General features: G+C 71.4%; 21 protein-coding genes and 1 pseudogene. 15 read left to right on the top strand and 7 right to left on the bottom strand.

Annotated elements, in window-relative coordinates; genetic code table 11:
• Nucleotides 1-106 precede the first annotated feature (106 nt).
• Together C3489_RS20045 and C3489_RS39870 are read left to right on the top strand one after the other, a co-directional pair.
• Nucleotides 107-2,146 (top strand): DUF11 domain-containing protein, encoded by a 2,040-nt coding sequence (locus C3489_RS20045; RefSeq protein WP_103783258.1) that lies wholly within the window; start codon nt 107-109, stop codon nt 2,144-2,146.
• 154 nt (nt 2,147-2,300) lie between these two features.
• Nucleotides 2,301-4,031, top strand: coding sequence for an Ig-like domain repeat protein (locus tag C3489_RS39870; RefSeq protein ID WP_181139757.1), 1,731 nt, complete (start codon nt 2,301-2,303; stop codon nt 4,029-4,031).
• Nucleotides 4,032-4,209: 178 nt separating this feature from the next.
• Here the strand turns inward: C3489_RS39870 and C3489_RS20035 are convergent, their stop codons facing one another.
• The gene (locus C3489_RS20035; protein WP_103783257.1) at nt 4,210-4,626 is read right to left on the bottom strand and encodes a hypothetical protein; all 417 of its coding nucleotides are present in this window, start codon (nt 4,624-4,626) and stop codon (nt 4,210-4,212) included.
• Nucleotides 4,627-4,726: 100 nt separating this feature from the next.
• Nucleotides 4,727-5,938, bottom strand: a complete 1,212-nt coding sequence (locus C3489_RS20030; RefSeq protein ID WP_103783256.1) for a pyridoxal phosphate-dependent aminotransferase — start codon at nt 5,936-5,938, stop codon at nt 4,727-4,729.
• Nucleotides 5,939-6,064: 126 nt separating this feature from the next.
• Between C3489_RS20030 and C3489_RS20025 the strand changes: the two genes are divergently transcribed.
• Both C3489_RS20025 and C3489_RS20020 read left to right on the top strand, forming a co-directional pair.
• A complete protein-coding gene (locus C3489_RS20025) occupies nt 6,065-6,793 on the top strand; it encodes a hypothetical protein (RefSeq protein ID WP_103783255.1) in 729 nt (242 codons plus the stop codon).
• A gap of 268 nt (nt 6,794-7,061) precedes the next feature.
• Complete coding sequence (locus tag C3489_RS20020; protein WP_103783254.1) at nt 7,062-7,904, top strand: serine protease; 843 nt, start codon at nt 7,062-7,064, stop codon at nt 7,902-7,904.
• Between the two features lie 3 nt (nt 7,905-7,907).
• Here the strand turns inward: C3489_RS20020 and C3489_RS20015 are convergent, their stop codons facing one another.
• Both C3489_RS20015 and C3489_RS20010 read right to left on the bottom strand, forming a co-directional pair.
• Complete coding sequence (locus C3489_RS20015; RefSeq protein ID WP_103783253.1) at nt 7,908-9,521, bottom strand: amidohydrolase family protein; 1,614 nt, start codon at nt 9,519-9,521, stop codon at nt 7,908-7,910.
• Nucleotides 9,522-9,531: 10 nt separating this feature from the next.
• Entirely contained in the window at nt 9,532-10,797 is a 1,266-nt protein-coding gene (locus C3489_RS20010; RefSeq protein ID WP_103783252.1) for an amino acid deaminase, read from the bottom strand.
• 131 nt (nt 10,798-10,928) lie between these two features.
• Here C3489_RS20010 and C3489_RS20005 point away from each other — a divergent pair, with 131 nt between their 5' ends.
• The 7 genes and pseudogenes from C3489_RS20005 to C3489_RS19975 all read left to right on the top strand — a co-directional run bounded on the left by C3489_RS20005 (nt 10,929) and on the right by C3489_RS19975 (nt 16,764).
• Complete coding sequence (locus tag C3489_RS20005) at nt 10,929-11,996, top strand: sugar kinase (RefSeq protein WP_103783251.1); 1,068 nt, start codon at nt 10,929-10,931, stop codon at nt 11,994-11,996.
• Nucleotides 11,993-12,766 carry an IclR family transcriptional regulator gene (locus tag C3489_RS20000; RefSeq protein ID WP_103783250.1) on the top strand — a complete coding sequence of 258 codons (774 nt, stop codon included), beginning with the start codon at nt 11,993-11,995 and terminating at the stop codon, nt 12,764-12,766. Before C3489_RS20005 ends, C3489_RS20000 begins: the two co-directional genes overlap by 4 nt.
• The gene (locus tag C3489_RS19995) at nt 12,763-13,173 is read left to right on the top strand and encodes a RidA family protein (protein WP_103783249.1); all 411 of its coding nucleotides are present in this window, start codon (nt 12,763-12,765) and stop codon (nt 13,171-13,173) included. Before C3489_RS20000 ends, C3489_RS19995 begins: the two co-directional genes overlap by 4 nt.
• Before the next feature lie 74 nt (nt 13,174-13,247).
• Nucleotides 13,248-14,492 carry a transposase gene (locus C3489_RS19990; protein WP_258054866.1) on the top strand — a complete coding sequence of 415 codons (1,245 nt, stop codon included), beginning with the start codon at nt 13,248-13,250 and terminating at the stop codon, nt 14,490-14,492.
• Nucleotides 14,493-14,627: 135 nt separating this feature from the next.
• Nucleotides 14,628-14,762, top strand: a pseudogene (locus tag C3489_RS38220) (hypothetical protein); the annotation flags it as partial.
• Between the two features lie 2 nt (nt 14,763-14,764).
• Nucleotides 14,765-15,364, top strand: a complete 600-nt coding sequence (locus C3489_RS19980) for a hypothetical protein (protein ID WP_374936760.1) — start codon at nt 14,765-14,767, stop codon at nt 15,362-15,364.
• Nucleotides 15,365-15,447: 83 nt separating this feature from the next.
• Nucleotides 15,448-16,764: an Nramp family divalent metal transporter gene (locus C3489_RS19975; protein WP_103783246.1), complete on the top strand. Its 1,317-nt coding sequence runs from the start codon at nt 15,448-15,450 to the stop codon at nt 16,762-16,764.
• A 37-nt stretch (nt 16,765-16,801) separates the two neighbouring features.
• Here the strand turns inward: C3489_RS19975 and C3489_RS19970 are convergent, their stop codons facing one another.
• Nucleotides 16,802-18,067, bottom strand: coding sequence for a hypothetical protein (locus C3489_RS19970; RefSeq protein WP_103783245.1), 1,266 nt, complete (start codon nt 18,065-18,067; stop codon nt 16,802-16,804).
• A gap of 55 nt (nt 18,068-18,122) precedes the next feature.
• Nucleotides 18,123-18,629 carry a SigE family RNA polymerase sigma factor gene (locus tag C3489_RS19965; protein ID WP_103783244.1) on the bottom strand — a complete coding sequence of 169 codons (507 nt, stop codon included), beginning with the start codon at nt 18,627-18,629 and terminating at the stop codon, nt 18,123-18,125.
• A gap of 356 nt (nt 18,630-18,985) precedes the next feature.
• On the opposite strand from C3489_RS19965, the gene C3489_RS19960 reads away from it, so the two are divergent.
• The gene (locus tag C3489_RS19960) at nt 18,986-19,300 is read left to right on the top strand and encodes a hypothetical protein (protein ID WP_103783243.1); all 315 of its coding nucleotides are present in this window, start codon (nt 18,986-18,988) and stop codon (nt 19,298-19,300) included.
• Nucleotides 19,301-19,439: 139 nt separating this feature from the next.
• On the opposite strand, the gene C3489_RS19955 is transcribed toward C3489_RS19960, so the two are convergent.
• On the bottom strand, nt 19,440-21,134 hold the full coding sequence (locus C3489_RS19955; protein ID WP_103783242.1) for a chitinase: 1,695 nt from the start codon (nt 21,132-21,134) through the stop codon (nt 19,440-19,442).
• 272 nt (nt 21,135-21,406) lie between these two features.
• Between C3489_RS19955 and C3489_RS19945 the strand changes: the two genes are divergently transcribed.
• From C3489_RS19945 to C3489_RS19935, 3 genes are read left to right on the top strand one after another with little or no spacing between them, the layout of a single operon-like run.
• Nucleotides 21,407-22,252, top strand: a complete 846-nt coding sequence (locus tag C3489_RS19945; RefSeq protein WP_181139756.1) for a hypothetical protein — start codon at nt 21,407-21,409, stop codon at nt 22,250-22,252.
• Between the two features lie 58 nt (nt 22,253-22,310).
• Nucleotides 22,311-23,015, top strand: a complete 705-nt coding sequence (gene cpaB / locus C3489_RS19940; protein WP_103783240.1) for a Flp pilus assembly protein CpaB — start codon at nt 22,311-22,313, stop codon at nt 23,013-23,015.
• A 9-nt stretch (nt 23,016-23,024) separates the two neighbouring features.
• Nucleotides 23,025-24,263: an AAA family ATPase gene (locus tag C3489_RS19935; protein ID WP_103783239.1), complete on the top strand. Its 1,239-nt coding sequence runs from the start codon at nt 23,025-23,027 to the stop codon at nt 24,261-24,263.
• Nucleotides 24,264-24,283 lie beyond the last annotated feature (20 nt).

Genomic DNA, 24,283 nt, shown 5'->3' with positions numbered 1-24,283 from the left:
CCCGCCGCGCGCATGCTCACCTACAGGAGTGGTTTCTCAGGTCCGGTGAGCGCAACGCGGCTCGTGCCGGGCGAAATCGTGTGCGACTCACGCCACTGTGTCGCGCATGCTCACCTCTCATCTGCGCTCGGCGTGGCGCCGACACAGCGAGCGGCGCCGCCGGTCCCTCCCGGCCCGCGCCGGGACCGTCGCCGCGGGCGTGCTGGCGCTCCTGCTGGCCCTGCCGGGGATCGCGGTCGCCGCGCCCGGCGACCTGGACCCCTCCTTCGACGGGGACGGCCGGGTCCTCACCGACTTCGGCGGCTACGACTACGGCAACGAGCTGGCCCTGCAGGGCGACGGCAAGATCGTCACGGTGGGTGGCGCGACCAATCCCAACGGGGACTCCGACTTCGCGCTGAGCCGGCACAACCCCGACGGTTCCCTGGACCCGTCCTTCGGCGGCGACGGCCGGGTGACCACCGTCGTGGCCCCCGAGTTCCTCGACGACTACGCGGGCGGCGTGGCGATCCAGCGCGACGGCAAGATCGTCGTGGTGGGCACCGCCTGGCGGGACTTCGAGAACTGCTGCTGGTTCGTGGTCGCCCGCTACAACAGCGACGGCAGCCTGGACACCGGCTTCGGCGGGGACGGCATCGTACTGGCCGACAACATCCCCGGGCCCACCGAGGCACTCGACGTGGCGATCGACTCCAGCGACCGGATCGTCGCCGCCGGCTACAGCGGGGGCAACGCGGTGGTGGCGCGCTACAACCCCGACGGCAGTCCGGACACCTCCTTCGACGGCGACGGCGTGGCGGTCGCCGACCCGTCGCCGCAGTCGCTGGAGGAGGGCGGCGACGGTCGCGCCCTGGCCCTGCAACCCGACGGGAAGATCGTCGTCGGGGGCGAGGTCGGGACGACCCGCTTCGACTTCTACCTGACCCGCCTCAACAGCAACGGCAGCCTGGACACCGGGTTCGGCAGCAACGGCATCGTGCGGACCGACTTCGGCGGCTACGACCACGTGGAGTCGCTGGCGGTCCAGCCCGACGGCAGGATCGTCGCGGCCGGCAACAGCGACGACCGGTACGCGCTCGCCCGCTACCTGAGCAACGGCAGCCTGGACACGAGCTTCGACGGCGACGGCCGGGTCGTCACGCCCGGCGGCAACGCCAACGACGTGACGCTCCAGCCGGACGGCCGGATCGTCGTCGCCGGCGGCACCAGCGGCGGCAACTTCGGCATCCTGCGCTACAACCCCGACGGCGGCCCCGACAGCGGCTTCGGCACCGGCGGCCTGGTGGTCACCGACTTCGGCGGCAGCGACACCGCGCGCGGCGTGACGCTCGACTCCTCGGGCCGGATCGTCGCCGCCGGCCAGGGCGGGGCGAACAACGACTTCGCGCTGGCCCGCTACCAGGGCGGTGGCACCACCCCGCCCCCGCCGCCCCCGGCGAGCGCCGATCTGTCGGTGACCAAGACGGGGCCGACGTCGCTCACCCTGGGCAACCGGGCCACGTACACCGTGCAGGTGACCAACGCGTCGACCTCCACCGCGACGGCCACCGGGGTGACGCTGACCGACACCCTCTCCGGCGCCGGCGCCACGCTCGTGTCGGCGACGACCGGGCAGGGCAGCTGCACCATCACCGCCACCACCGCCACCTGCGCGCTGAACTCGCTGGCGCCGGGCGCGAGCGCCACGGTCACCGTGGTCGCCGAGCCCCGCGCCACCGGCACGCTCACGGACACCGCCCGGGTCACCGCCACCCAGAGCGACCCGAACACCGGCAACAACGCCGCCACGGCGACGACCGGTGTGGCCAACACCCGGGGCTGCACGATCGTCGGCACCAGCGGCGCCGACACGCTCAACGGGACCTTCGGCAACGACGTGATCTGTGGCCTCGGCGGCAACGACACGATTCGCTCCAGCGGCGGCACGGACACCGTCTACGGCGACTACGGCAACGACTTCATCGACGGCGGCACCGGCAGCGACACGCTGTACGGCGGCCCCGGCAACGACAACGTCTACGGCAACTCCGGCGCCGACCGGGTCAACACCGCCGACGGCGTGAGCGCCAACGACACGGCCAACGGCGGTCCCGACTTCGACACCTGCACCACCGACACGGGCGACACCCGCATCAGCTGCCCCTGACCCATCCCCTCGCAGGCGGGCCCCGCACCTCGGTGTGCGGGGCCCGCCTCTTTCCCGAACTCGCTTGCCCACACGATCTTCACCGCGTTTCATGGACCCGCAGGCGCCTCACCCGGCTCGGTGAGGCGCTCAATTCACTCTGTGGGGGGCACAGTTGAAGAGAGCACATCGCACCGGACGGCTCGCGGCCACGGCCCTGGCCGCCGTACTCGCCGCCGGCGGCCTCACCGTCGCCGTGGCGCCCGCCGCGCACGCGGCCGCGTCCGACAGCGTGGCCAAGCTGCCGTTCACCTCGTACTCGGCGCTGGCCGTCGACAACGTCCACCAGCGCGTCTTCCTCGCCGACGCCAACGTCGGCTCCAGCTACAACACCGGGCAGATCGCCGTCTACACCTTCCAGGGCGAGCGCGTCTCCACCATCGCGCTGTCCTACCACGTCTCCGGTCTGGCGCTCAGCGCCGACGCGAGCACCCTGTACGTCGGCGAGCGCTACCGGATCTTCGCCTACGACACCGCCACGCTCACCCTCAAGACCGTCACGACCGCGGCCGCCGACCAGTGCGGGCGCGAGGTCGTCGTCGCGGGCGGCAAGCCGTACTTCACCTCGCCCTACACGGACTACCCCGCGCAGTGCGACACCGTGACGTCCCACCTGGACACCCTCACCGACGGCGCCTGGCAGCGCACCGGCTGGAACGACACCGGCAAGCTGCTGCTGGAGGGCGGGCCGAACGACACCTTCGTGATGGGTCAGTCGCTCAACAGCGCGGCGCCCGATCCGTTCGTCAGCGTCTTCGACGGCAGCGGCGCCACCCCGGTGCGCGGCGCCACCCGCCGGTTCGCCGACGCCGCCGGCAACGGCGCGCTGAACCTCAAGGACATCGCCGTCTCCCCGGACGGGGCGAAGATCGCCCTGGCCGACGCCACCGCCGGCACCCGGCTGCTGAACAGCGGCGACCTGTCGGACGCGGCCACCGGCTACCGGGCGCTGCCCGACGGCGCCACCGCCAGCGCGGTCGCCTTCAGCGGCGACGGCGCCTACGTCGCCCGGGGCGCGGCGGCCACCGGCGCCACCCCCGACCTGCTGGTCCAGCCGGCCGACCCGGACGACTCGACCGCGCCGCTGGAGTTCGCCTTCGAGGGCAGCCAGGACGGCGACCGGGTCGTACCGCGCGGCCTGGAGTGGTCGGCCGACGGCTCCCGGCTGTTCGCGGTCACCAGCAGCGCGACCGGCGGCCAGTACTGGCTGCACATCATCCAGCCGCCCGCCGTCCAGTACGACGTCCGCTTCACCGGCGGCCTCACCCACAGCCCCACCCAGGCGGTCGCCGGCGAGCCGCTCGCCGTGCGCGGAAAGCTGGAGTGGGACGGCCCGGCGCCCGGCGAGCCGCTGAAGGTGAAGGCGACCCGCACCGACGCGAGCGGCACCCACGACCTGGGCACCGCCACCGTCAAGGACGACGGCACCTTCACCGTCCTCGACGAACCCGACCTCGTCGGCGAGGCCACCTACACGGTCTCCTACCTCGGCGACCTCACCCACCGCCCCGCCGACGGCCTCACCACCACGGTCTCCGTCGGCAAGGCCCCCACGTCGATCGCGCTGACCGCCCCCACCGAGGCGAGCCAGGCGAGCGGTGTGCACATCACCGGTACGTTCACCGCGCAGGGCAAGGCCCTGCCGGAACGGGCCGTGCTCAAGGTGGAACGCACCGACCGCCTCGGCACCGGCGTCCTCAGCTCGGTGACGGTGGCCGCGGACGGCACGTTCACGATCGACGACCTCCCGCGCACCCGCCGCGACGTCACATACACGGTCACCTGGCCGGGAGACGCCCTGCACCAACAGTCAACGGCAACGGCAACGATCTTCGTAACCCGCTGACATCTGACCCCCTAGGGGCGCGGGGAACTGCGCGACAAGCCACAACGCACCCGCACCCGCAAGAAAACAGAACCCCCCACGGCGAGGCCCCCAAGGCAAGCCAACGCAGTGAAGTGGCTCCCGGCCCGCGCGCTCCCAAGGCACGCGGACCGGGGCCGATCAGAGACCCCCGAAGGGGCTAGCGGGACGCCAGCTCCCGCGGCTCCAGCGCAGCCGCGTGCACGTCCATCTGCTCGGCGGCCAGGATCGCCACCGTCGTGTCGGCCCGCGACGCCGCCACGACCAGCGCGCGCCCGGCGAGGGCATGCGCCTTCTGGTGCAGGGAGGTCACATCGGCCGAAGCGGCGGAGCCGGTCGCCCGCACCGGCGGACGCCCTCCCCGCAGTCGCGCCACCTGCTGGGCGAGCCGTTCGCCGGCGGCGTCCAGGCCGGTCGACGGTGCCAGGGCGCGCAACTCGTCGGTGACCGCGAGCAGCGCGGCGAGATGGCCCGCGAGCTGGATGTCCAGCTCCTCCTCACGCGAGCGGTGGGGGAATTCCGAGGGTGTGCCGGCCATCGTGCTGTGGACCGACTTGGTGCGGATCGGCTCGTACATGGATGGCCTCCTGAGTGCTTCAGGAAGCCATCCTAGCTTAGATTCTGTCTAAAGTTGAGTTGCTCACAAAGACGGACCCGGTGCACACCGAGCGTGAGCGTCAGGGCTGGCCGTAGCCGTCCAGGAAGCGCCCGATGCGGCCGACCGCGTCCCGCAGATCCGTCACCGACGGCAGGGTCACGACCCGGAAGTGGTCGGGCTCGGGCCAGTTGAAGCCGGTGCCCTGCACCACCATGATCTTCTCGCGGCGCAGCAGGTCCAGGACCATCCGCCGGTCGTCCTTGATCTTGAACACCTTCGGATCGAGCCGCGGGAACAGATACAGCGCCCCCTTCGGCCGTACGCACGTCACACCCGGGATCTGCGTCAGCAGCTCGTAGGCGGTGTCCAGCTGCTCCTTCAGCCGTCCGCCCGGCAGTACGAGGTCGTTGATCGTCTGCCGTCCGCTGAGCGCGGCGACGACACCGTGCTGGCCTGGCATGTTGGCGCACAGCCGCATGTTCGCCAGGATCGTCAGGCCCTCGATGTAGGAGTCGGCGTGGGCGCGCGGCCCGGAGATCGACATCCATCCGACCCGGTAGCCGGCCACCCGGTACGCCTTGGACATGCCGTTGAAGGTGAGCGTGAGCAGGTCGGGGGCGATGGCGGCGGTCGGAGTGTGCGTGGCGCCGTCGTAGAGGATCTTGTCGTAGATCTCGTCGGAGCAGACCAGCAGGTTGTGCCGGCGGGCGATGTCGGTGAGCCCCTTGAGGACGGCCTCGTCGTAGACGGCGCCCGTCGGGTTGTTGGGGTTGATGATGACGATCGCCTTGGTGCGGTCGGTGACCTTGCGCTCGACGTCGGCGAGGTCGGGCATCCAGTCGGACTGCTCGTCGCACCGGTAGTGCACGGCGGTGCCGCCGGACAGGGACACGGCGGCCGTCCACAGCGGGTAGTCCGGCGCCGGCACGAGCACCTCGTCGCCGTCGTCCAGCAGCCCCTGCATCGCCATCACGATCAGCTCGGAGACGCCGTTGCCGATGAAGACGTGCTCGACGTCGGTCTCGATGCCGAGGGTCTGGTTGTGCATGACGACGGCGCGGCGCGCGGCCAGCAGGCCCTTGGCGTCCCCGTACCCGTGGGCCGTGGAGACGTTGCGGAGGATGTCCTCCAGGATCTCCGGCGGGCACTCGAAGCCGAAGGCGGCCGGGTTGCCGGTGTTCAGCTTGAGGATGCGGTGACCCGCCGCCTCAAGCCGCATGGCCTCTTCGAGAACCGGGCCCCGGATCTCGTAACAGACGTTGGCGAGCTTGGTCGACTGGATCACCTGCATGTCAAGGAGCTTACGGCCGCATAACGCGCCATGGGTGGTGTTTTCCGCCACGTGAGACGCGGCGATTTGACCGCTTATCGCCGTCGGCTGTCCCAGGAGCCTCTTGCGTCCCTAGAATTCGCGCTCATGTCGAGCCAGGGTCAGTACGGGAGCGGGGCGCACGACGCGCCGCAGGGGCCGCCGAACGTGTATCACCCGAGCGCCGCACCCGCTCCCTCCTATGAGCAGTACGCGGACCCGGCCGCCGCCCACGGCTGGCAGAACGCCTACGACGAGACGGCTCAGCTGCCGCCGATCCGGGAGGAGGGCCCCGGGCCCGACGGCGTGCCCGGCGGGTGGACGGCTCCGGCCGGTGACGGACCGGAGTCCGGCACCCGGTCCGGCGGCGCCGGCACCCGCGCCGCCGCCCGGCGTGCGCAGCGCAGGCGGGGCGGCCGGCGCCGGGTGGCCGTGGCGGGCGGGGCCGTGGCCGCCGTGTCCGTCGCGGCGCTGCTCGCGGCGTTCTCCTTCTCCGGCTCCCCCTCCGAGGGCACGGAGGGCCACCAGGACCCGAGCCCCGCGCCGTCCGCGGCGGACAGCTCCCCGGACGACGAGGACGAGGCGACGTCGCCGGCACCGCCGGAAACGACGGACACGGTCCCCCAGCCCCCGTCGTCGCCCACCACCAGCACCCCTGCGACCGCCGAGCCGACCGCGACGACGTCACAGACGAAGCCGACCGACCCCGGCACGACAACCCCGGCCCGGACCCCGACGCCCCCGGAGTCGACGACCCCGACCCCCACCACCGAGCCCTCCGCCACCCCCACCAGCAGACCGGGCCACGGCCCCGGCGGCCCCAAACACCCGAAGTAGCCCCTGTCCGGCCGAGGTTCACTGCACCCACCCAGGGGCGCGGGGAACTGCGCGACCGGCCCCCACACACCCGCACCCGGCGCGACACTCGCACCCACCCCCCTCCGTGGCCGCCCCCTTCAAACCCCCGCCGAAGCCACGGAGGGAAACCCCTATGGCTCAAACCCCCACCTTGTTCCCCTCATGCCCCGCCAATCACAATGCGCATGACAAAACAGCGGGCGGCCGGAAGAACTCCGGTCGCCCCGTCGCAAGAGGGGACCCCCACATGAGAAAGCCTCTCGTCGCCGCCCTGTTCGCCCTGGCCATCGCCGGGGCCGGCGCGGCACCGGCGGTCGCGATGCCCGAGCGGAGCACGAGCGCCCCGCCCACGCTCAAGGCCGTCGACTTCGCCGGAACGGTCGCGCTCAGCAACTGTTCCGGCTCCGTCGTCCGCTTCCCGGCCTCCCAGGACGACGACCCCGCACTCGTGCTCACCAACGGCCACTGCCTGGAGACCGGCTTCCCGGCGCCCGGCGAGGTCATCGTCGACCAGCCCTCGTCCCGCTCCTTCACCCTGCTGAACTCCTCCGGCCGGGGCGTCGGCACCCTGCGGGCCAGCAAGGTCGCCTACTCCACGATGACCGACACGGACGTCACGATCTACCAGCTCACCCGCACCTACGCGCAGATCAGGAGCACGTACGGGATCAACGCGCTCAGCCTGCAGGACACCCACCCCGTCGCCGGCACCGCCATCAAGGTCGTCTCCGGTTACTGGAAGCGGATCTACTCCTGCAACATCGACGGCTTCGTGTACCGGCTGAAGGAGGGCGACTGGACCTGGAAGGACTCTGTCCGCTACACCTCCACTTGCAACACCATCGGCGGCACCTCCGGCTCGCCCGTGATCGACACCGCCACCGGCAAGGTGGTGGCCGTCAACAACACCGGCAACGAGGACGGCCAGCGCTGCACGGAGAACAACCCGTGCGAGGTCGACCAGAACGGCAACGTCACCGTCCGCCAGGGCATCAACTACGCCGAGGAGACCTACCAGATCCCCGCCTGCTTCGGCCTGGACAACAAGCTGGACCTCGGCCGCAGCGGCTGCGTGCTGCCCAAGCCGTAGCCCTCACGGGGCGGGCGGCCTGCGTACCGCCCGCCCCGCGAGCACGTCCGTGCGCCGCCCGTCCTCGATCACGAACCGGCCGTCGACCAGCACGTACGGGATGCCCGTCGGCAGCCGGCGCGGCTCGGCGTACGTCGAACCGGCCGCCACCGTCGCCGGGTCGAAGAGGACCAGGTCGGCCCGGTGGCCCTCCCGGACCAGACCCCGGTCCGGCAGGCGCAGCCGGGCCGCCGGGCGCCCCGTGAGATGCGCGACGCACTCCTCCAGCGACAGCACGCCCAGCTCACGGACGTAGTGGCCGAGGTAGTGCGGGAAGGTGCCGTAGGCCCGCGGATGCGGCTTGCTGCCCCGCAGGATGCCGTCCGAGCCGCCGGTGTGCGCGCGGTGCCGCATGATCGCCCGCACGTTCTCCTCGTGCCCGACGTGCTGGAGGATCGTCGTGCCGAGCCGGTCGGCACTCAGCAGCCGGCGGGCCACGGTCCACGGCTCCTCACCGCGCCGCCCGGCCGCCGCGCGGACCGTGTGGCCGACGTACTCCGCGAGCGACGGATCGCCGACGCCGGAGATCTCGATCGTCTCCCACTCCACCGGCACCCCGTGGCAGCCGTCGGATCCCTCCACCTCAAGATGGCGGCGGATGCGCTCGGCCGTGTCGTCGTCCGCGAGCCGCTTGAGGACCGCCTCCGGGCCGCCCTCGCTCGCCCAGCTCGGCAGCAGCGCCACGAGCGTGGTGCAGCCGGGGGTGTACGGGTAGGTGTCCAGCGTGATGTCCGCGCCCGAGGCCAGCGCGTCGTCCAGCAGCGCCAGCAGCTCGGGCGCCCGCCCCTTGTTCACGCCGAAGTTCATGGTGGCGTGGGCGAGATGCAGCGCGCAGCCCGCCTGCCGGGTCAGCTCCACCATCTCCGCGTACGCCTGGAGCGCCCCCGCGCCGTAGGAGCGGTGGTGCGGGCAGTAGTAGCCGCCGTAGCGCGCCACCACCCGGCACAGTTCGGTCAGTTCGGCGTCCTCGGCGTACATCCCGGGTGTGTACGTCAGCCCCGACGACAGCCCCACGGCCCCCTGTTCCATCCCCTCGGCGACCAACTGCCGCATCCGGTCCAGCTCCTGGGGCGTGGCCGGCCGGTCCTCCCAGCCGACGGCCAGCGCCCGCACGGTGCCCTGGGGAATCAGATAGGCGGCGTTGACGGCGATGCCGCGGTCCAGCCGGTCCAGGTACTCGCCGACCGAGCGCCAGTCGAAGTCGATGTCGTCGCCGTACCCGTTCCAGCCGGCGATGGCCCGGCGGACCTCCTCCAGGGTGCGGTCGTCGACCGGCGCGTAGGACAGCCCGTCCTGGCCCAGCACCTCCAGCGTCACGCCCTGCGCGGCCTTGGCGCTGTGGTCCGGGTCGCGCAGCAGCTGCAGATCACTGTGGGCGTGCATGTCGATGAAGCCGGGGGCCAGCACCAGCCCCTCCGCGCCCAGCTCGCGCATGGCGCTCGGGCGCTGGCAGCCGGCGGCGGCCGCCTCCTTCACGATGGACACGATCCGGCCGTCGTCGATCACGACGTCGGCGCGGTAGGAGCCGGCGCCGGAGCCGTCGACGACGTCCGCGTCCCGGATGACGAGGTCTTCCACGCCGGCCTCCCTAGAAGAACGTACGGATGTAGTCGACGACCGTGCCGTCCGCCTCGGCCACCGGGATCAGCGGCCACTTGTCGAACGACGTGCACGGGTGCGACAGCCCCAGGCCCACCCAGTCCCCGACCTCCAGCTCCGCCTCGGGGGCGGTGCGCAGCCAGGCGTGCTGGTCGGACAGGCCGGTCACCTCGATCCCGGCCGCCGCGCACTCGGCACCGTCCCGGCGTACCACCTGGGCCACGGGCAGGTCCAGGTCGTAGGCCGCGTCCCGCTTGCCCGCGTTGAGGAACGCCTGCCCGGGGGAGGGGCGGGAGACGACCTGCGCCCACAGCCGGAACGCCGGCTCCAGCGCGCCCTCCTCGGGCACCCGGTTGAACGGGGTGAGGCGGCGGTAGTGGCCGTCGTCGTGGCTGACGTACGCCCCGGAGCGCAGCAGCTTCAGCACCGGTGCGGACAGGCCGGAGACCTCGGCGAACACCTCGGCGACCGCGTCGAACCAGGCGCTGCCGCCCGCGCTGACGACGATCTCGTCCAGTCCCGCGAACCGGCCCGCCTTGTCGAAGTCCACGGCCAGCGCCACCAGCCGCCGCAGCCACGCCGTCACCCGCTCGTGCGTGGCCTGCGGCACCTCGCCCTCGTACCCGGCGACCCCGACGAGCCGCAGCGTCCGCGTGGCCGCCACCGCGTCCGCGACGGCGGCGCACTCGGCCTCCGTCCGCACGCCGGTGCGCGCCCCGTCCCCGGCGGCCAGTTCGACGACGACGTCCAGCGGGCGCGTCGATCCCGCGAGGGCCGCGTCCATCAGCTCGACGCCGCGCACGGAGTCGACGTAGCAGACGACGCGGAAGTCCGGGTCGGTGTCCTGCTGAGCCGCGATCCAGCGCAGGGCGGCCGGGTCGACCAGCTCGTTGGCGAGGAACACCCGCCGGATGCCGAAGGCCCGCGCGACGCGCACCTGGTGCGGGACGGCCAGCGTGATGCCCCACGCGCCGTGCTCGATCTGCCGCTGGAACAGCTGCGGGGCCATGGAGGTCTTGCCGTGCGGCGCGAAGGCGAGACCGTGCCGGGCCGCGTAGGTCTCCATCAGCCGCAGATTGTGCTCCAGGCGCTCGGCGGACAGCGCGAGCACGGGCGTGGCGAAGCCGCCGGTGAACAGGTTGCGGCGCTGGGCGGCCAGCTCGCCGACGGTCAGCCCGTCCGCGTCCGGCGGGAGGCCCTTGAAGCGGTGGTCGACCCGTTCGTCGGCCAGTCGGGCGAGAGCGTCACTGCTCATGAGAGCCTCCCTGATCAGGTGCGTTGCAGTTACTGCAACGCTCATTGCGTATGTCGCTTACCGCTGTCTAACATCTCGGCCAACGCGGGGTCAACGAAAGCCGGCCCCCTCACCGAGGAGCTACGACGATCGTGACCGCCAGCGGACCCTGTAAGCCTTCCGGCGTCGTCGACGTCGTCGCGCTCGGCGAGTCCATGGTCACGTTCCTGCCCACCCGGCCCGGCCGCCTCGCCGACGTCCCCTCCTTCGAGCGGGCCATCGGCGGCGCGGAGTCCAACGTCGCCTGCATGCTGGCCGCCGCGGGGCACTCCGTGCGGTGGATCAGCCGGGTGGGCGCGGACGGCTTCGGCGACCACCTGGTCGAGGCGATCGGTTCCTACGGCGTCGACGTGAGCGGCGTCCACCGGGACGCGGACCGCCCGACCGGCGTCTACTTCCGCACGGCCGGCGACCGCGGCACGGACGCGCACGAGGTGGCCTACTACCGGGCGGGCTCGGCGGCCTCCGCGATGTCCGTCTCCACGGTGGACCTGGCGGCGGCCCGCTCGGCCCGCGTCCTGCACCTGTCGGGGATCACGGCGGCCCTGTCGGACGACTGCCGGGACCTGATGCGTGCACTGACGGCACCCGGTGCGGACCGGCCCCTGATCTCCTTCGACGTCAACCACCGGCCGGGGCTGTGCCGGACCCCCGAGGACGCACGGGTCCTTCTGGAGCTGGCGCGCAGGGCGGACATCGTGTTCGTCGGTGCCGACGAGGCAAGCGACGCCTGGGGGCTGCGCAGCACCGCCGCCATCGTGGACGCGCTGCCGGAACCGGCCCTCGTGATCGTCAAGCTGGGCAAGGGAGGCGCGATCGCCTTCGACAAGAACACCGACGGCATGGAGGACGCCGACGGCACCGCCACCCTCGTCCGCCCACCGCGAGTCGACGTCGTGGCAACAACCGGCGCCGGCGACGCCTTCGCCGCCGGTTTCCTCTCCGCCACCCTGCGCGGCGTCCCCCTGCGCAGCCGCCTCCGCCACGGCCACCTCTGGGCCGCCGCCGCCCTCACCACCCCCGGCGACCTCACCGCGCCCCCCAGCCGCGCACACGCCGACCGGCTCGCCGACGTCGACGACGGGACATGGGGGACACTTCGACTCGGCCCCGGCTGGACGCAAGCCGAGCAGGCCGAGGAGGAGGTACCCGCCCCATGAGCCAGACCGTCGACCGCGCCCTGAGCATCCTGCCGCTGCTCGCCGAGGGCCCCGCCGATCTCGGTCAGGTCGCCGACCGCCTCGGCGTCCACAAGTCGACCGCCCTGCGCCTGCTGCGCACCCTGCACGAGCACGGCCTGGTCTACCGCCAGTCCGACCAGCGCTACCGGCTCGGCGCCCGCCTCTTCGCCCTCGCCCAGGAGGCGATGGAGAACCTCGACATCCGCGAGATCGCCCACCCCCACCTCGCGAGCCTCAACGAGACCTGCGGACACACCGTCCACCTCGCCGTCTACGAGGAGGGCGAGGTCCTCTACATCGACAAGGTGGACAGCCGCTACCCGGTGCGCATGTACTCGCGGATCGGCAAGCCCGTCGCCATCACCGTCGCCGCCGTCGCCAAGCTGCTCCTCGCCGACCTGCCGGAGGCGGAGCGCCGGGCGGTCGCGGAGAAGCTCGACTACCCCCTGTACACGGCCCGTTCGACGCCGAACCCCGAAGCCTTCCTCAAGGAACTGGCCCGGGTGCGCGAACAGGGCTGGGCCACCGACCTCGGTGGCCACGAGGAGTCCATCAACTGCGTCGCCGCCCCCATCCGCGGCGCCGACGGCCGGGTGGTCGCCGCGATGTCGGTGTCCGCGCCGAACGTCGTCGTCACCGCCGACGAACTCCTCACCCTCCTCCCGCTGGTGCGCCGTACCGCGGACGCCATCAGCGGCGAGTACTCCGGAAGAACGCCCGTGACGGACCCCCCGAAGGACCCCGCATGACCGAAAAGATCGCCCTCACCCCCAAGACCCACACCACCCCGCCGGCGAAGTTCTCGCACGGCGTGAAGAAGGGCAACATCCTCCAGGTGGCAGGCCAGGTCGGCTTCCTCCCGGCCGAGGAGGGCAAGGCCCCGACGCCGGCCGGCCCCACCCTGCGCGAGCAGACCCTGCAGACCCTCGCCAACGTCAAGGCGATCCTCGAAGAGGGCGGCGCGAGCTGGGACGACGTGATGATGATCCGCGTCTACCTCACCGACGTGGACCACTTCGCCGAGATGAACGAGATCTACAACGCGTATTTCAATGGGCAAGGGCTCGTCCAGGCTCCGCCCGCGCGCACCACGGTGTACGTCGGCCTCCCGCAGGGGCTGCTCATCGAGATCGATGCTCTTGCCGTGCTCGGCTGATTGAGCGGATCTCGAACCCGTGACCTTTTGCCATCAGCGCCGTTGATCGGATCAACGGCACTGATGGAGGGCGCATGGGTGAGTTGGTGACACGCCACCGTGGCTTCCGTGCGCGCCTGCACCTGACGGCCGCGCAGGAGGCTCAGCTCGACCAGCAGGCGCATGCCGCGAGGGCCTTGTGGAACCTCCTGCACGAGCTGTTCACGATCGCCGGAGCGAGGCGGCCGCCGTTCTCCCGAATGGACAGTGAGATCCGCTGGGCGCGTGCCAACGTCGACTGGCTCGCTGTGCTCCCCGCGCAGGCCGCGCAGGCGGTACTGAAGACGTACCGGCGTTCCTGGCTGAACTGCTGGGAGGGCAGGTCCAGCGCGCCCACGTACAAGTCCCGCGCGCGAGCAGTCCCGGCAGTGGACGTGCCGCAGGGTCGTGACTTGCACGTGGCAAGGGTGCACCGGCGTTGGGGCATGGTGAACATTCCGAAAATCGGGAGAGTGCGGTTCCGGTGGACGAGGGACCTGCCTGGAGTGACCAGAAGCGGCCCTGCGGGCCGGATCACCGGAGCCCGTCTGATCAAGGACGCACTTGGCTGGCACATCGTCTTTCGTGCGGAGTGCAAGACGCCAGCGCCCAACAAGCCCACGAGGGATGCCCCCCACGTCGGGATCGACCGGGGCGTGGCTGTGCCACTTGCCCTGTCCGACAGCACTTTTTATGTTCACGGTCCGTGGCTCGATGAGGGGGAAGAGGCTTGCCTGCTGCGGGTCCAGCAGCAGGCAGCGCACAGGGAGCAGTACAGAAAGCAGGGGGAGCGGGCCTCCAAGAGGCTGAGCGCTGTGTATGGACAGATTCGGGACTTGCGCGCGAGAGCCAAGCGGCGGGTCCTGGACTGGCAGCACAAGGTCACTTCCGCCATCGCGGAGAACTACGCTCTGGTGTCGGTCGAAGAACTCGACGTCGTCCGGATGGTCAAATCGGCGAGTGGAACTGTCGAGGTGCCCGGCGTCCACGTGGCGCAGAAGTCCGGGCTGAACCGCGCCATCGCAAGTGAGGCATGGGGTCGCACCGTCGAACTGCTGGCGTACAAGGTCGCCGAGCGTGGCGGTTGCCTGGTCGAGGTTCCAGCGCCGGGAACGTCGCTGCGCTGTTCCGAGTGCGGTGTCGTGAGCCCTGGCAGCCGCGAGTCTCAGTCGCGGTTCCGATGCCGCAATCCGGAGTGCGGCTGGACGGGCAATGCCGACTTCAATGCGAGCCGCAACATCGACCAGGCAGGTCTCGTACTTGCCTCGGCTGCCGGGAGGGCAGTCGTCAGGCAGACGTGAGTGCTGTCGAACTCCCCGGAGCGATCCAGGGGAGAATCTCTCGCGACAAAGGCGGGAGAGAACTCCGAAACGCCTACTTCGAGGTTCCGGCTTCGCCTCGCACGTCAACGACGGTGCCCGCGCGCGGAGCGCGCTGATGGATGCAGCTGGATGGTCGCCAAGTACTTCGGCATCACCGAACGGGACACGCTGAAGTCCTGGACGGTCCTGGAGTCGGTGCTGTCGCTGGCGGGGTTCGCGGTGGCCCTGGTGTTGAGCATCTTCGTGTAACGATGCAGGGGCTGGCTGTGTGCGACACAGGAACGTCGACCATACTGCCCGCTGTGGAGCAGCGCATGAGTTCGAGCAGCCAGCCCCTGAAGGCCGAGCCCGTGACGGGTGCCGGGTTCGACCCGGCCTACGTCCCCGGGATCACCGCACCTGTGTCCGGCAAGGCGCAGGACGCCGAGGCGGAGGCGGAGGCCCCCACGTCCGAGGCGGAGGACCCGCACACCGAGGAGACCTCCCCGGCCTCCCCGGACTCCGAGGCGTCGGAACCGGACGAGGCGGCGCCCGCCGGCGCGGACGAACCCCCCGCCGACGGCCCCGTCTTCGAGGCCGAAGACCGCCGCGCGCGGATCGTCGCCGACCACGCGGGCGTCCGGCTCTCCCTCGACGACCAGGCGTGCGAGTTCCGCTGGGACGAGATCGGCGCGGTGGAGACGGAGACGGCCCGCTTCGGCAAGCGGTTCACGATCACCGTGCACACCCCGGACCGCCGCTGGTACCCGATCGAGATCGAGGCCAAGTCCCGCTCGGACTTCGACCGGTGGGAGTCGGAACTGGACGCGGTCCTCGACGCGTACTTCGAAGAGGGCGCCGAAGCGGAGTGATCCCGGGCCGGGGTTGAGCACATCGGGTGGAGATCGCCGCAGGCACTCTTGTCCCGGCGTGCCCTTTGCGCTTTCTTGACCCCATGGCGGACACCACGGGACACACCACAGACGCACAGGCCACCGATCCCCCGCTGCGCAAGGCGAGTTGGCGCCACATCGGCCCCGGCATCGTGGTCGCCGCCACCGGTGTCGGTGCCGGGGACCTGGTGGCCACGCTCATCGCCGGCAGCAACTTCGGCTACACCCTGCTGTGGGCGGCGATCGTCGGCTGCCTGGTGAAGATCTCCCTCGCCGAGGCCGCCGGCCGCTGGCACCTGTCCACCGGCCGCACCCTCTTCGACGGCTGGGCGAGCCTCGGCGCCTGGACGAGCTGGTTCTTCGGCGTCTACGCCGTCGTCTGGGGCTTCGTGTACGGGGCGGCGGCGATGTCGTCCAGCGCGCTGCCGCTGCAGGCGCTGTTCCCTGACGTGATGGACCTGAAGTGGTGGGGCGTGGCCTGCGGCCTGGTCGGCCTGGTCTTCGTCTGGTTCAACAAGTACGCCGTCTTCGAGAAGGTCATGACGGTCCTGGTCGGCGTCATGTTCCTGGTCACGGTGTACCTGGCGATCCGGGTCACGCCCCATCTCGGGGACGCGGTGGCCGGCCTGGCGCCCGTGCTGCCCGACGAGAAGGACTCCGTCCTCAACACCCTCGGCCTGATCGGCGGCGTGGGCGGCACCATCACGCTCGCGGCCTACGGCTACTGGGTCAACGCCAAGGGCTGGACCGACACCGGCTGGATGAAGGTGATGCGGCTGGACAACCGGGTCGCCTACGCCACCACCGGCATCTTCGTCGTGGCGATGCTGTTCGTCGGCGCCGAGCTGCTGCACTCGGCGAACGTGGCCATCGCGAGCGGCGACAAGGGCCTGGTCCAGCTCGGCGACATCCTGGAGGAGGAGTACGGCTCGGCCACCGCCACGTTCTTCCTGATCGGCTTCTTCGCCACCTCCTTCACCTCCCTCATCGGCGTCTGGCACGGCGTGAGCCTGATGTTCGCCGACTTCGTGGCCCGGCTGCGGGCCGGCCGGACCCGGACGACGGGCGAGGAGGTCGCCTCGGGCGAGCGCGAGCGCTCCTGGCCCTTCCGCGCGTATCTGCTCTGGCTGACCTTCCCGCCCATCGTGCTGCTGTTCCAGGGGCAGCCCTTCCGCCTGGTCATCATCTACGGCGTGCTGGGCGCGGCGTTCATGCCGTTCCTCGCGCTGACCCTGATCTGGCTGCTGAACTCCGCCCGCACGCCCCGCCACTGGCGCAACGGGCCGCTGAGCAACGCGATGCTGGCCGTGGCGGGACTGCTGTTCCTGGTGCTGTGCGTGAAGCAGATCTGGGACCAGCCCTGGTCGGAGTTCTTCTAGGCCCTGTCGTTTGGATCAGGCCGGCTGTGAGAAACGGCTAGCCACGCCAGCGGGTGCTGAGGGCGATCTGGCGGAGCTGCTCGATGGTCAGCGCCGGGGTGGCGCGGGTGGCGGCGTCGTGCTGGGAACCGGAGTTGAAGGCGCTGACGAGAACCCGGAAACCGTCCGTGCGCATGGTGTCGACGGTCCACATGACGACGCCCTCGCCGCCCTTCTCCCCGGGCCCCTGGTGCACGGCGACCTGGGTGCCGTCGGGCAGCGTCTCGTCCTCGGAGTCGAAGAGGTCACCGCGCACGTCCCCGAAGCCGGGCTGCACATTGACCTGGACCAGGCTCCTGCCCTTGCCGTCGTCGACGACGACGTAGGCGAAGTCGCCGTCGTCACTGCTCTTGCCGACGACCTTCAGGTTCTTCGGCAGCAGCGACAGCAGCGTGGAGCGGGCGTGCAGGTTCGCGCCCGGCGGCTCGGGCTCGGTGGTGGGCTGCTTCGGGTCCCGGGGGATGTCATCCACCAGGGCCCGCCACTCCTGCGCCGAAGCGAGCCGCGTCAGTCCGGCCGGGTCCAGCGGCGGTTCGTCCCGGCTGATCGGATGGTCCTTCTCCCCGGCGGAGTTCCACTCGCTCACCGAGACGTGGTGCCCGGTCGGGCTGACCAGCTCGGCGGTCCAGCGCTTGGTGTCCACCCGGCGGTCCGGATACTCGTAGCCCTGGAAGACGGTGAGGACGGACCCGTCCGTGAGCCGCTTGGTCGTGCAGGCGTCGTAGGGGATGTACACCTTGTCCGGGCACTGCGCCGCCTGACGCGCGTCCACGCCGCCCGGCTCCACCCGGTTGACGCTGACGGACACGGCCGCGGCGCCCTCGCCGTCGTCGTAGACGACCGAGGCGTACGGGAAGACCTGCGGCCCCTCCTCGGTGCCGCGCCCGCTCTCCTGGCTGAACCTCCCCTTCGGCAGTAGCCGTTCCAGCGTCCGGATCATCTGCTCCTTGGTGACGCCGGGAGCCGTGCTGCTCTGACTCGGCCGCGGCGCGGCGGCCACGGACGAGGGCCGTGCCGCCGCGGGGGAGTCCTGCGTCCACGGCACGAGCAGCGCCCCGCCCACCCCGGCGAGGGCGACACCGGCCACGCCGCCGAAGACGGCCGCCCAGCGCCGCAGCCGCAGCCGCCGGCCACGCAGCGCACCGGCGGCGGCGAGGGCGCCCCGGTCGGTCTCGAAGGTGCCGCCGGCCTGGTGCAGGGCGGAGGACAGCCGCTCCTCGAAGGGATCGCCGTGCGGATCGCTGTGCTGGTCGTCGAAAGGCATGACGAAACCACCGTTTCGGTCGAAGAGGTCGGGTTGGCTCGTGAAGGGAAGAGATTCAGGGCCGGGCGTAGGCGCCGATGTCCTCACCGAGCAGCTCCCGCAGCCGGGCCAGCGCCCGAGTGCAGCGGGTCCGCACGGCGGCCGAACTGGCGCCCAGCGCATCGGCGGTCTCCTGGACGGACCGGTCCTCCCAGTACCGCAGGACGACGACGGCCCGGTCCTTGGCGGGCAGCCGCGCGAGCGCGTCGAGCAGCGTCAGCCGCAACGGCGTGTCGCCCGAGGCGTACGCCGTCTCCGGCAGCACGTCGGTCGCCCGCTCCCCGCTGCTGCGCCGCCGCCGGTGGGCGAGGAACGTCCGGGTGAGCACGGTCTGCGCGTAGGCGGCGGGGTTGTCGGCGCGATAGACGCGTCCCCAGCGGACGTAGATCCGCCCCAGCGTCTCCTGCACCAGATCCTCGGCGAGGTGGGTGTCCCCGGCGGTGAGCAGACACGCGGCCCGGTACAGATGCCCGGCTCGCACCGCGGCGAACTCCGCGTACTCCTCAGCGCGGACCTGTCTCATCTGCTCCCCTTGCGTCGTGCCGTGCGGCGCCTACACCTCCTTGATGCGGTGGAGAGGGGAAATGTTTCACACGTTCCTTGGGCCCCTCAGAGCAGGTGATCGGCCTTGCCCGGCCTTGATGGCGAGGATCATCCGCCGCAGGGGCGTCCCGGGTGTCGGTGAGGCAGTGATCCTCCTGGCCGGCGATGTCCCGGATGAAGGCGCGCGACTCCTTGGCCGAGGAGGAAGTCGGTCTTGTCCGACGGGGGACTTGAGCCCGACTTGCTCACGGCACACGTCACCTTTTGCTCCGAACGTCCCGGCCTGCCGCGGTACGTGGAGGACGTGAAGATGAACAAGGCGGCAGCGGGCGGCTGATGTCGGACATCGACTTCTATGTTCTCGCAGCCCTGCGGCGAGAAGTGCTCGGCGTCTCGCTCGGGGCCACGCCGGAGGCGTGGCAGGCGAGGCTTGGCGACGACTTTCTCGATGACGTGCGCAAGGGGCGCATGCGACGGGACTACGGGCTCGTCGAAATCGCGTTTTCGAGAGACAGCGGAATCTGGGCGGCGGTGACTGTATCGCTCCAGGTCCATCGCCTGGCGCGCGGCCTGGAGCGCGTGGTGCCGCCCGCGCTGGAGCGTGCCCACGGCGGCTCGGCAGCCGGGTCCCTCTGGTCGATCGTCCTGTGAGGCAGCCAGCCGTACGGCAAACGCCCCCGGCCAGGGGCGCTCCCCGTCACTGCGTCACCCGTCACGGCAGCGCGTGCACGCAGATTGCCCCGCCCGCGTGAAGCCGCGGGCGGGGCGCCCCTGAACACCGGGGCACACGTCACGGCAGCGCGTGCACATGCGCCCCCACAGCCGAGGACCACGCGTTGCCCGCCGTCGCGTCCCAGTTCGTCGACCAGGTCATCGCGCCCCGCAGGTCGGGGTACGTCTTCGACGGCTTGAAACTGCCGCAGTTCGTCAGCTTCGTCAGGCAGTCCAGGGCTGCGTTCACGACGCTCGGGGCCACGTAGCCGCCGCCCGCCGCGCGGGTGGACGCCGGGAGGCCGAGGCCCACCTGGGACGGGGCGAGGCCGCCCTGGAGCTGGATGCAGGCCAGGGCCGTGAGGAAGTCGACCGTGCCCTGGCTGTAGACCTTGCCGTCACAGCCCAGCATGGAACCGCTGTTGTAGTACTGCATGTTGACGACCGTGAGGATGTCCTTCACGTTCAGCGCCGTCTGGAAGTAGCCGGCCGACGTGGACTGCATGTCGATCGTCTGCGGGGCCATCGTGAGGATCAGGGACGGGCCCGCCTTCGCCGCGAGCGCCCGCAGCGCCTGCGTCATGTACGTCGCGTTCAGGCCGTTCTCCAGGTCGATGTCGACGCCGTCGAAGCCGTACGTCTGCATCAGCGCGTACACCGAGTTCGCGAAGTTCGTCGCCGACGTCGCGTCGTTGATCGACACCGTGCCGTTCTGGCCGCCCACCGAGACGATGACCTTCTTGCCGGCCGCCTGCTTGGCCCGGATGTCCGCCTTGAACTGGTCCACCGTGTAGCCGCCGAGGCCCGCCGAGTCCAGCGTGAAGCTCACCGCGCCCGGCGTCGTCGTCGCGTCCGCGAAGGCGACCGCGATGATGTCGTAGGCCGACGGCACGTCCGACAGCTTCTGCACGGTCGCGCCGTTGTTGAAGTTCTGCCAGTAGCCCGTCACCGCGTGCTTGGGCAGACCGCCTCCGCCGCCTCCGCCGCCCGTCGCGGCCGTCGTCGCCGTCACCGCCGTCGACCTGGCCGATTCGCCTGCCGCGTTGGACGCCGTGACCTGGAAGGAGTACGACGTCGACGCCGTCAGGCCGGTCACCGTCGCCGACGTGCCGGTGACCGTCGTCGCCTTGGTGCCGTCACGGTAGACCGTGTAGCCGGTCGCGCCCGACACCGCGTTCCAGGACAGGGAGACGGAGGAGGACGTCGTGCCGGAGACCGTCAGGCCCGCGGGGGCGGCCGGGACCGTCGGGGCCGGGTCCGTGCCTCCGCCGCCGTCGGGGCCGTACACCTGCACGTCGTCGGCGTAGTACGCGGCCTGGCCGTACCAGCCGTGCAGGTAGAGGGTCACCGAGGTCGTGGAGGCGCCCGTGGTGAAGCTCGTCGTCAGCTGCTTCCACGTCGGCGAGTCCGGCGTCCACGTCGAGACGTCCGTCGTGCCCGTGCCCGTCACGCCCAGGTAGGCGTAGCCGCCCTGGACCCAGGCGCCCAGGCTGTAGGTCGAGTTGGGCTTCACGGCGACCGTCTGCGTGCAGCGCGCGTTGTCCTGCCCGGCCGGGGTCGCCTTCAGGGCGGAAGTGCCGCCGTGCGCCGGTGAGGTGACCGTCGTACCGCTGTTCGCGGAGCAGGTCCAGTTGCTCAGGCCGGACTCGAAGCCGGCGTTCCTGACGTTGTTGACGTCCGCTGCGGACGCCTGGCCCGTGCCCGCGAAGGTGAGGGCGAGGGCGGCGGTGACGGCGCCCGACCAGAGCCGTGCCGATCTCTTATGTGGGGACATGACAACAAGTTGGTCCAGACCAATTGAGCTGTCAAGAGGTCCAGACCAAATCCGTCGCACGGCCGTCGAGCGGCGGGTTGATCGCGCAACCTGCCCCGATTTGGCGTGACTTGTGCGACAGCAGTTCTCCACCAGCTACTCAAACGCTGTTCTCCGGTCACAGACGCGTGGATACAGTGCTCACGTAGTCACGCAGTGAAGTCACGCCGGTGCGCTCACGTGACCGGTGGGACCGGCCGGTGTGAAGCGGGGACGTGAGGGGGGAGCTGCACGTGCCAACTGCCGTCGCCGTCACCAGCGCCGGCCTGGCGCTGCCGGCGCAGGACGAGCGGACCCTGCCCGCCGCCGTCCTGCCGGACCTCGAACGGCAGCCGCTGGAGCAGGCGGTGCTGACCCTGCACGCGCTCGTCGAGCAGCACGGGCACGTCATCGTCGTATACCCGCAGGGCACCCCCGCCGGCGTCGAGCAGCGGCTGCACACCGTGCGGTCCCTGCTGGAGAGCGACCGGATCGCGCTCTTCCGGCCCGAACTGCCGCCGCTGGCCGTCGCCGTCCTCGCCCGCCAGCTGCGCCAGCTCGCCTCCTGCGACCTCGGCCCCGGCGTCCTCGCCTCGGCCGGCCGGCTGCTCACGCACTACCTGCACGCCGGCGCCCTGCTCGGCTCCGTCGCCCGCCTCGACCGCGTCCCCGTGGACCTCAAGGCCCACGCCCGCTCCTGGCTCCCGGGCAGCCAGTTCGCCGTGCTCGCCCACCCCGAACCGCAGCTGGTTCGCCTCGGACCCGGCGCCGCCCTCAAGGGGCCCGAGTTCGCCACCCGGCTGGTGCACGCCAAGGGGCAGAGCACCTCCGACTGGGTCACCGGCACCCTCGCCCCCTCCTGGCACGTCCAGGGCCTGCACGAGGCCCCGCTGCCCGCCGAGTCGGCCGCCTGGTGGGGCACCGGCAAGCTCGTCGAGTTCTGCTCCTACCTCTCCGACCTGTCCGTGCTGTACCAGCTCGTCGCCTCCGTCCGGCAGACCCTGTGCCACTGGTGCGGCATCCACGTGATCGGCGACCGCTGCGTCTTCTGCTCCGCCACCCCGCCCCCCGCCCACGACCTCCCGGTTCCCGCGGGCTGAGCCCGTACGACCGACCCGCCACCCCCCTCGCCCACCATCCGATGAGGTTGCACGGTCCATGAACTCCCGTCAGCGCCGCGGCGTCATCCTCCTGCTCCTGTCGGTCCTGTGCGCGCTCGGCGCGTTCGCCGGCGTGCTGTCCGTCGTCGACGACGCGAAGTCCAAGGTCGGGCCCGAGGTCACCGCGTACGAGGTCAGGAGCGACGTGGCGCCCTACACCGCGCTCAGCCCCGGCCAGTTCAAACAGGTGAGGATGCCCAAGCGCTGGCTGTCGGACACCGCCGTCACCGACCTCGCCGCCGTCCGGGGCAAGATCGCCGTCACCACACTGCGGGCGGGCTCGCTGCTGCAGCGCGACATGATCGTCGACCAGCCGGCCCTGCAGCCCGGGCAGCAGGAGGTCGCCATCATGATCGACGCGGCCACCGGGGTCGCCGGCCAGATCACCCCCGGCGCCTCCGTCAACGTCTATGCCACCTTCGAGGGACAGAAGGACGGTGACCCCGACACCTCCCGGGTCATCGTCACCGGCGCCAAGGTCCTCAACGTCGGCAAGCTCACCGCCCTCGAACCCGACGCCGACCGGCGCACCCGCACCACCGAGGCCGTCCCCATCACCTTCGCGCTCTCCGCGCTCGACGCCCAGCGCATCACCTACGCCGAGTCGTTCGCCAAGCGGGTCCGCCTCGCCCTCGTGGCCCCCGGCGGCGACGCCACCGTGCCCCCGCAGGCCCGGACGTACGAACTCGCCAAGGACAAGTGAGGAGCCCGCATGCCCACGAGGATCCTCCCCGCGGTCGGTGACGCCGACGCCGTACGGTCCCTGACGACCCTGCTCAGCCAGCTCCCCGACGCCGAACCGGCCGCCCCCGTCGTCGACTCCACCCAGCTCGTCGACACCCTCGCCCGCCTCGCCGCCGAGTCCGTCGACGAACTGCCCGAGGTCGTCGTCGTCCACGAACGCATCGGGCCCGTCCCCGCCCTGGAGCTGATCCGCGAGGTCGCCCTGCGCTTCCCGGCGGTCGGCGTCATCCTCGTCACCACCGACGCCAGCCCCGTGCTGTTCTCCGCCGCCATGGACGCCGGCGCCCGCGGCCTGCTCGCGCTGCCGCTGTCGTACGAGGAACTCGCCAGCCGCGTCCAGGCCGTCGCCCAGTGGTCCACCGGCGTCCGGCGCCACCTCGGCCATGGCGGTGACGTGTTCACCGGCTCCGGCGGCACCGTCGTCACCGTCAGCGGGGCCAAGGGCGGCGTCGGCGCCACCGTCACCGCAGTCCACCTCGCCCTCGCCGCCCAGGCCGCCGGACGCGCCACCGCCCTTGTCGACCTCGACCTGCAGACCGGGGACATCGCCTCCTACCTCGACGTCCAGTTCCGCCGCTCCGTCGTCGACCTCGCGACCATCACCGACATCACCCCGCGCGTCCTCGCCGACGCCGTCTTCAACCACGACACCGGACTCGCCCTGCTGCTCGCCCCCGCCGAGGGCGAACGCGGCGAGGACGTCACCGACCGCGCCGCCCGCCACCTCGTCAGCGCCCTGCGCTCCCGCTACGACGTCGTCGTCATCGACTGCGGCGCCCAGTTGTCCGGCGCCGGCGCGACCGCCGTGGAGATGGCCGACACCGCCCTGCTGGTCACCACACCGGATGTGATCGCCGTACGAGGAGCCAAGCGGGCCGTGCGCCTGTGGGACCGGCTCCAGATCCGCAAGGCCGAGGAGACCACCGTCGTCGTCAACCGGCACACCCGCGGTACGGAGATCCAGCCCTCCCTCATCCAGAAGATCACCGGCACCGCCCTCGCGGCCACCGCGATCCCCGCCCACTTCAAGGAACTCCAGGCGGTCGTCGACTCCGGCCGCCTGCACGAGCTGGACAACAAGTCGGCCGTGAAACAGGCCCTGTGGACCCTCGCCGGCGAACTCGGCCTCGCGCGCTCCTCCGAGGGCGGCCACCGGGCGAGCGGACGCGGCGCGCTGGTGCTGCGCAGGCGGAGGGAGGGCGGGTGAAGCGGCGCACGGGAGACGGG

Source organism: Streptomyces sp. Ru71 (assembly GCF_002920535.1).
Taxonomy (GTDB): domain Bacteria; phylum Actinomycetota; class Actinomycetes; order Streptomycetales; family Streptomycetaceae; genus Streptomyces.
This window is presented reverse-complemented; position numbering and strand designations above follow the sequence as displayed.

Coding starts and splice junctions, on each gene's coding strand:
- C3489_RS19955 (WP_103783242.1), bottom strand. CDS start 21,134: ATGTCCCCACATAAGAGATCGGCACGGCTCTGGTCGGGCGCCGTCACC.
- C3489_RS19995 (WP_103783249.1), top strand. CDS start 12,763: ATGACCGAAAAGATCGCCCTCACCCCCAAGACCCACACCACCCCGCCG.
- C3489_RS19970 (WP_103783245.1), bottom strand. CDS start 18,067: ATGCCTTTCGACGACCAGCACAGCGATCCGCACGGCGATCCCTTCGAG.
- cpaB (WP_103783240.1), top strand. CDS start 22,311: ATGAACTCCCGTCAGCGCCGCGGCGTCATCCTCCTGCTCCTGTCGGTC.
- C3489_RS20025 (WP_103783255.1), top strand. CDS start 6,065: ATGTCGAGCCAGGGTCAGTACGGGAGCGGGGCGCACGACGCGCCGCAG.
- C3489_RS20045 (WP_103783258.1), top strand. CDS start 107: ATGCTCACCTCTCATCTGCGCTCGGCGTGGCGCCGACACAGCGAGCGG.
- C3489_RS19975 (WP_103783246.1), top strand. CDS start 15,448: ATGGCGGACACCACGGGACACACCACAGACGCACAGGCCACCGATCCC.
- C3489_RS20035 (WP_103783257.1), bottom strand. CDS start 4,626: ATGTACGAGCCGATCCGCACCAAGTCGGTCCACAGCACGATGGCCGGC.
- C3489_RS19960 (WP_103783243.1), top strand. CDS start 18,986: ATGTCGGACATCGACTTCTATGTTCTCGCAGCCCTGCGGCGAGAAGTG.
- C3489_RS20000 (WP_103783250.1), top strand. CDS start 11,993: ATGAGCCAGACCGTCGACCGCGCCCTGAGCATCCTGCCGCTGCTCGCC.
- C3489_RS19980 (WP_374936760.1), top strand. CDS start 14,765: ATGCAGGGGCTGGCTGTGTGCGACACAGGAACGTCGACCATACTGCCC.
- C3489_RS19965 (WP_103783244.1), bottom strand. CDS start 18,629: ATGAGACAGGTCCGCGCTGAGGAGTACGCGGAGTTCGCCGCGGTGCGA.
- C3489_RS20020 (WP_103783254.1), top strand. CDS start 7,062: ATGAGAAAGCCTCTCGTCGCCGCCCTGTTCGCCCTGGCCATCGCCGGG.
- C3489_RS20010 (WP_103783252.1), bottom strand. CDS start 10,797: ATGAGCAGTGACGCTCTCGCCCGACTGGCCGACGAACGGGTCGACCAC.
- C3489_RS19990 (WP_258054866.1), top strand. CDS start 13,248: ATGGGTGAGTTGGTGACACGCCACCGTGGCTTCCGTGCGCGCCTGCAC.
- C3489_RS20030 (WP_103783256.1), bottom strand. CDS start 5,938: ATGCAGGTGATCCAGTCGACCAAGCTCGCCAACGTCTGTTACGAGATC.
- C3489_RS19935 (WP_103783239.1), top strand. CDS start 23,025: ATGCCCACGAGGATCCTCCCCGCGGTCGGTGACGCCGACGCCGTACGG.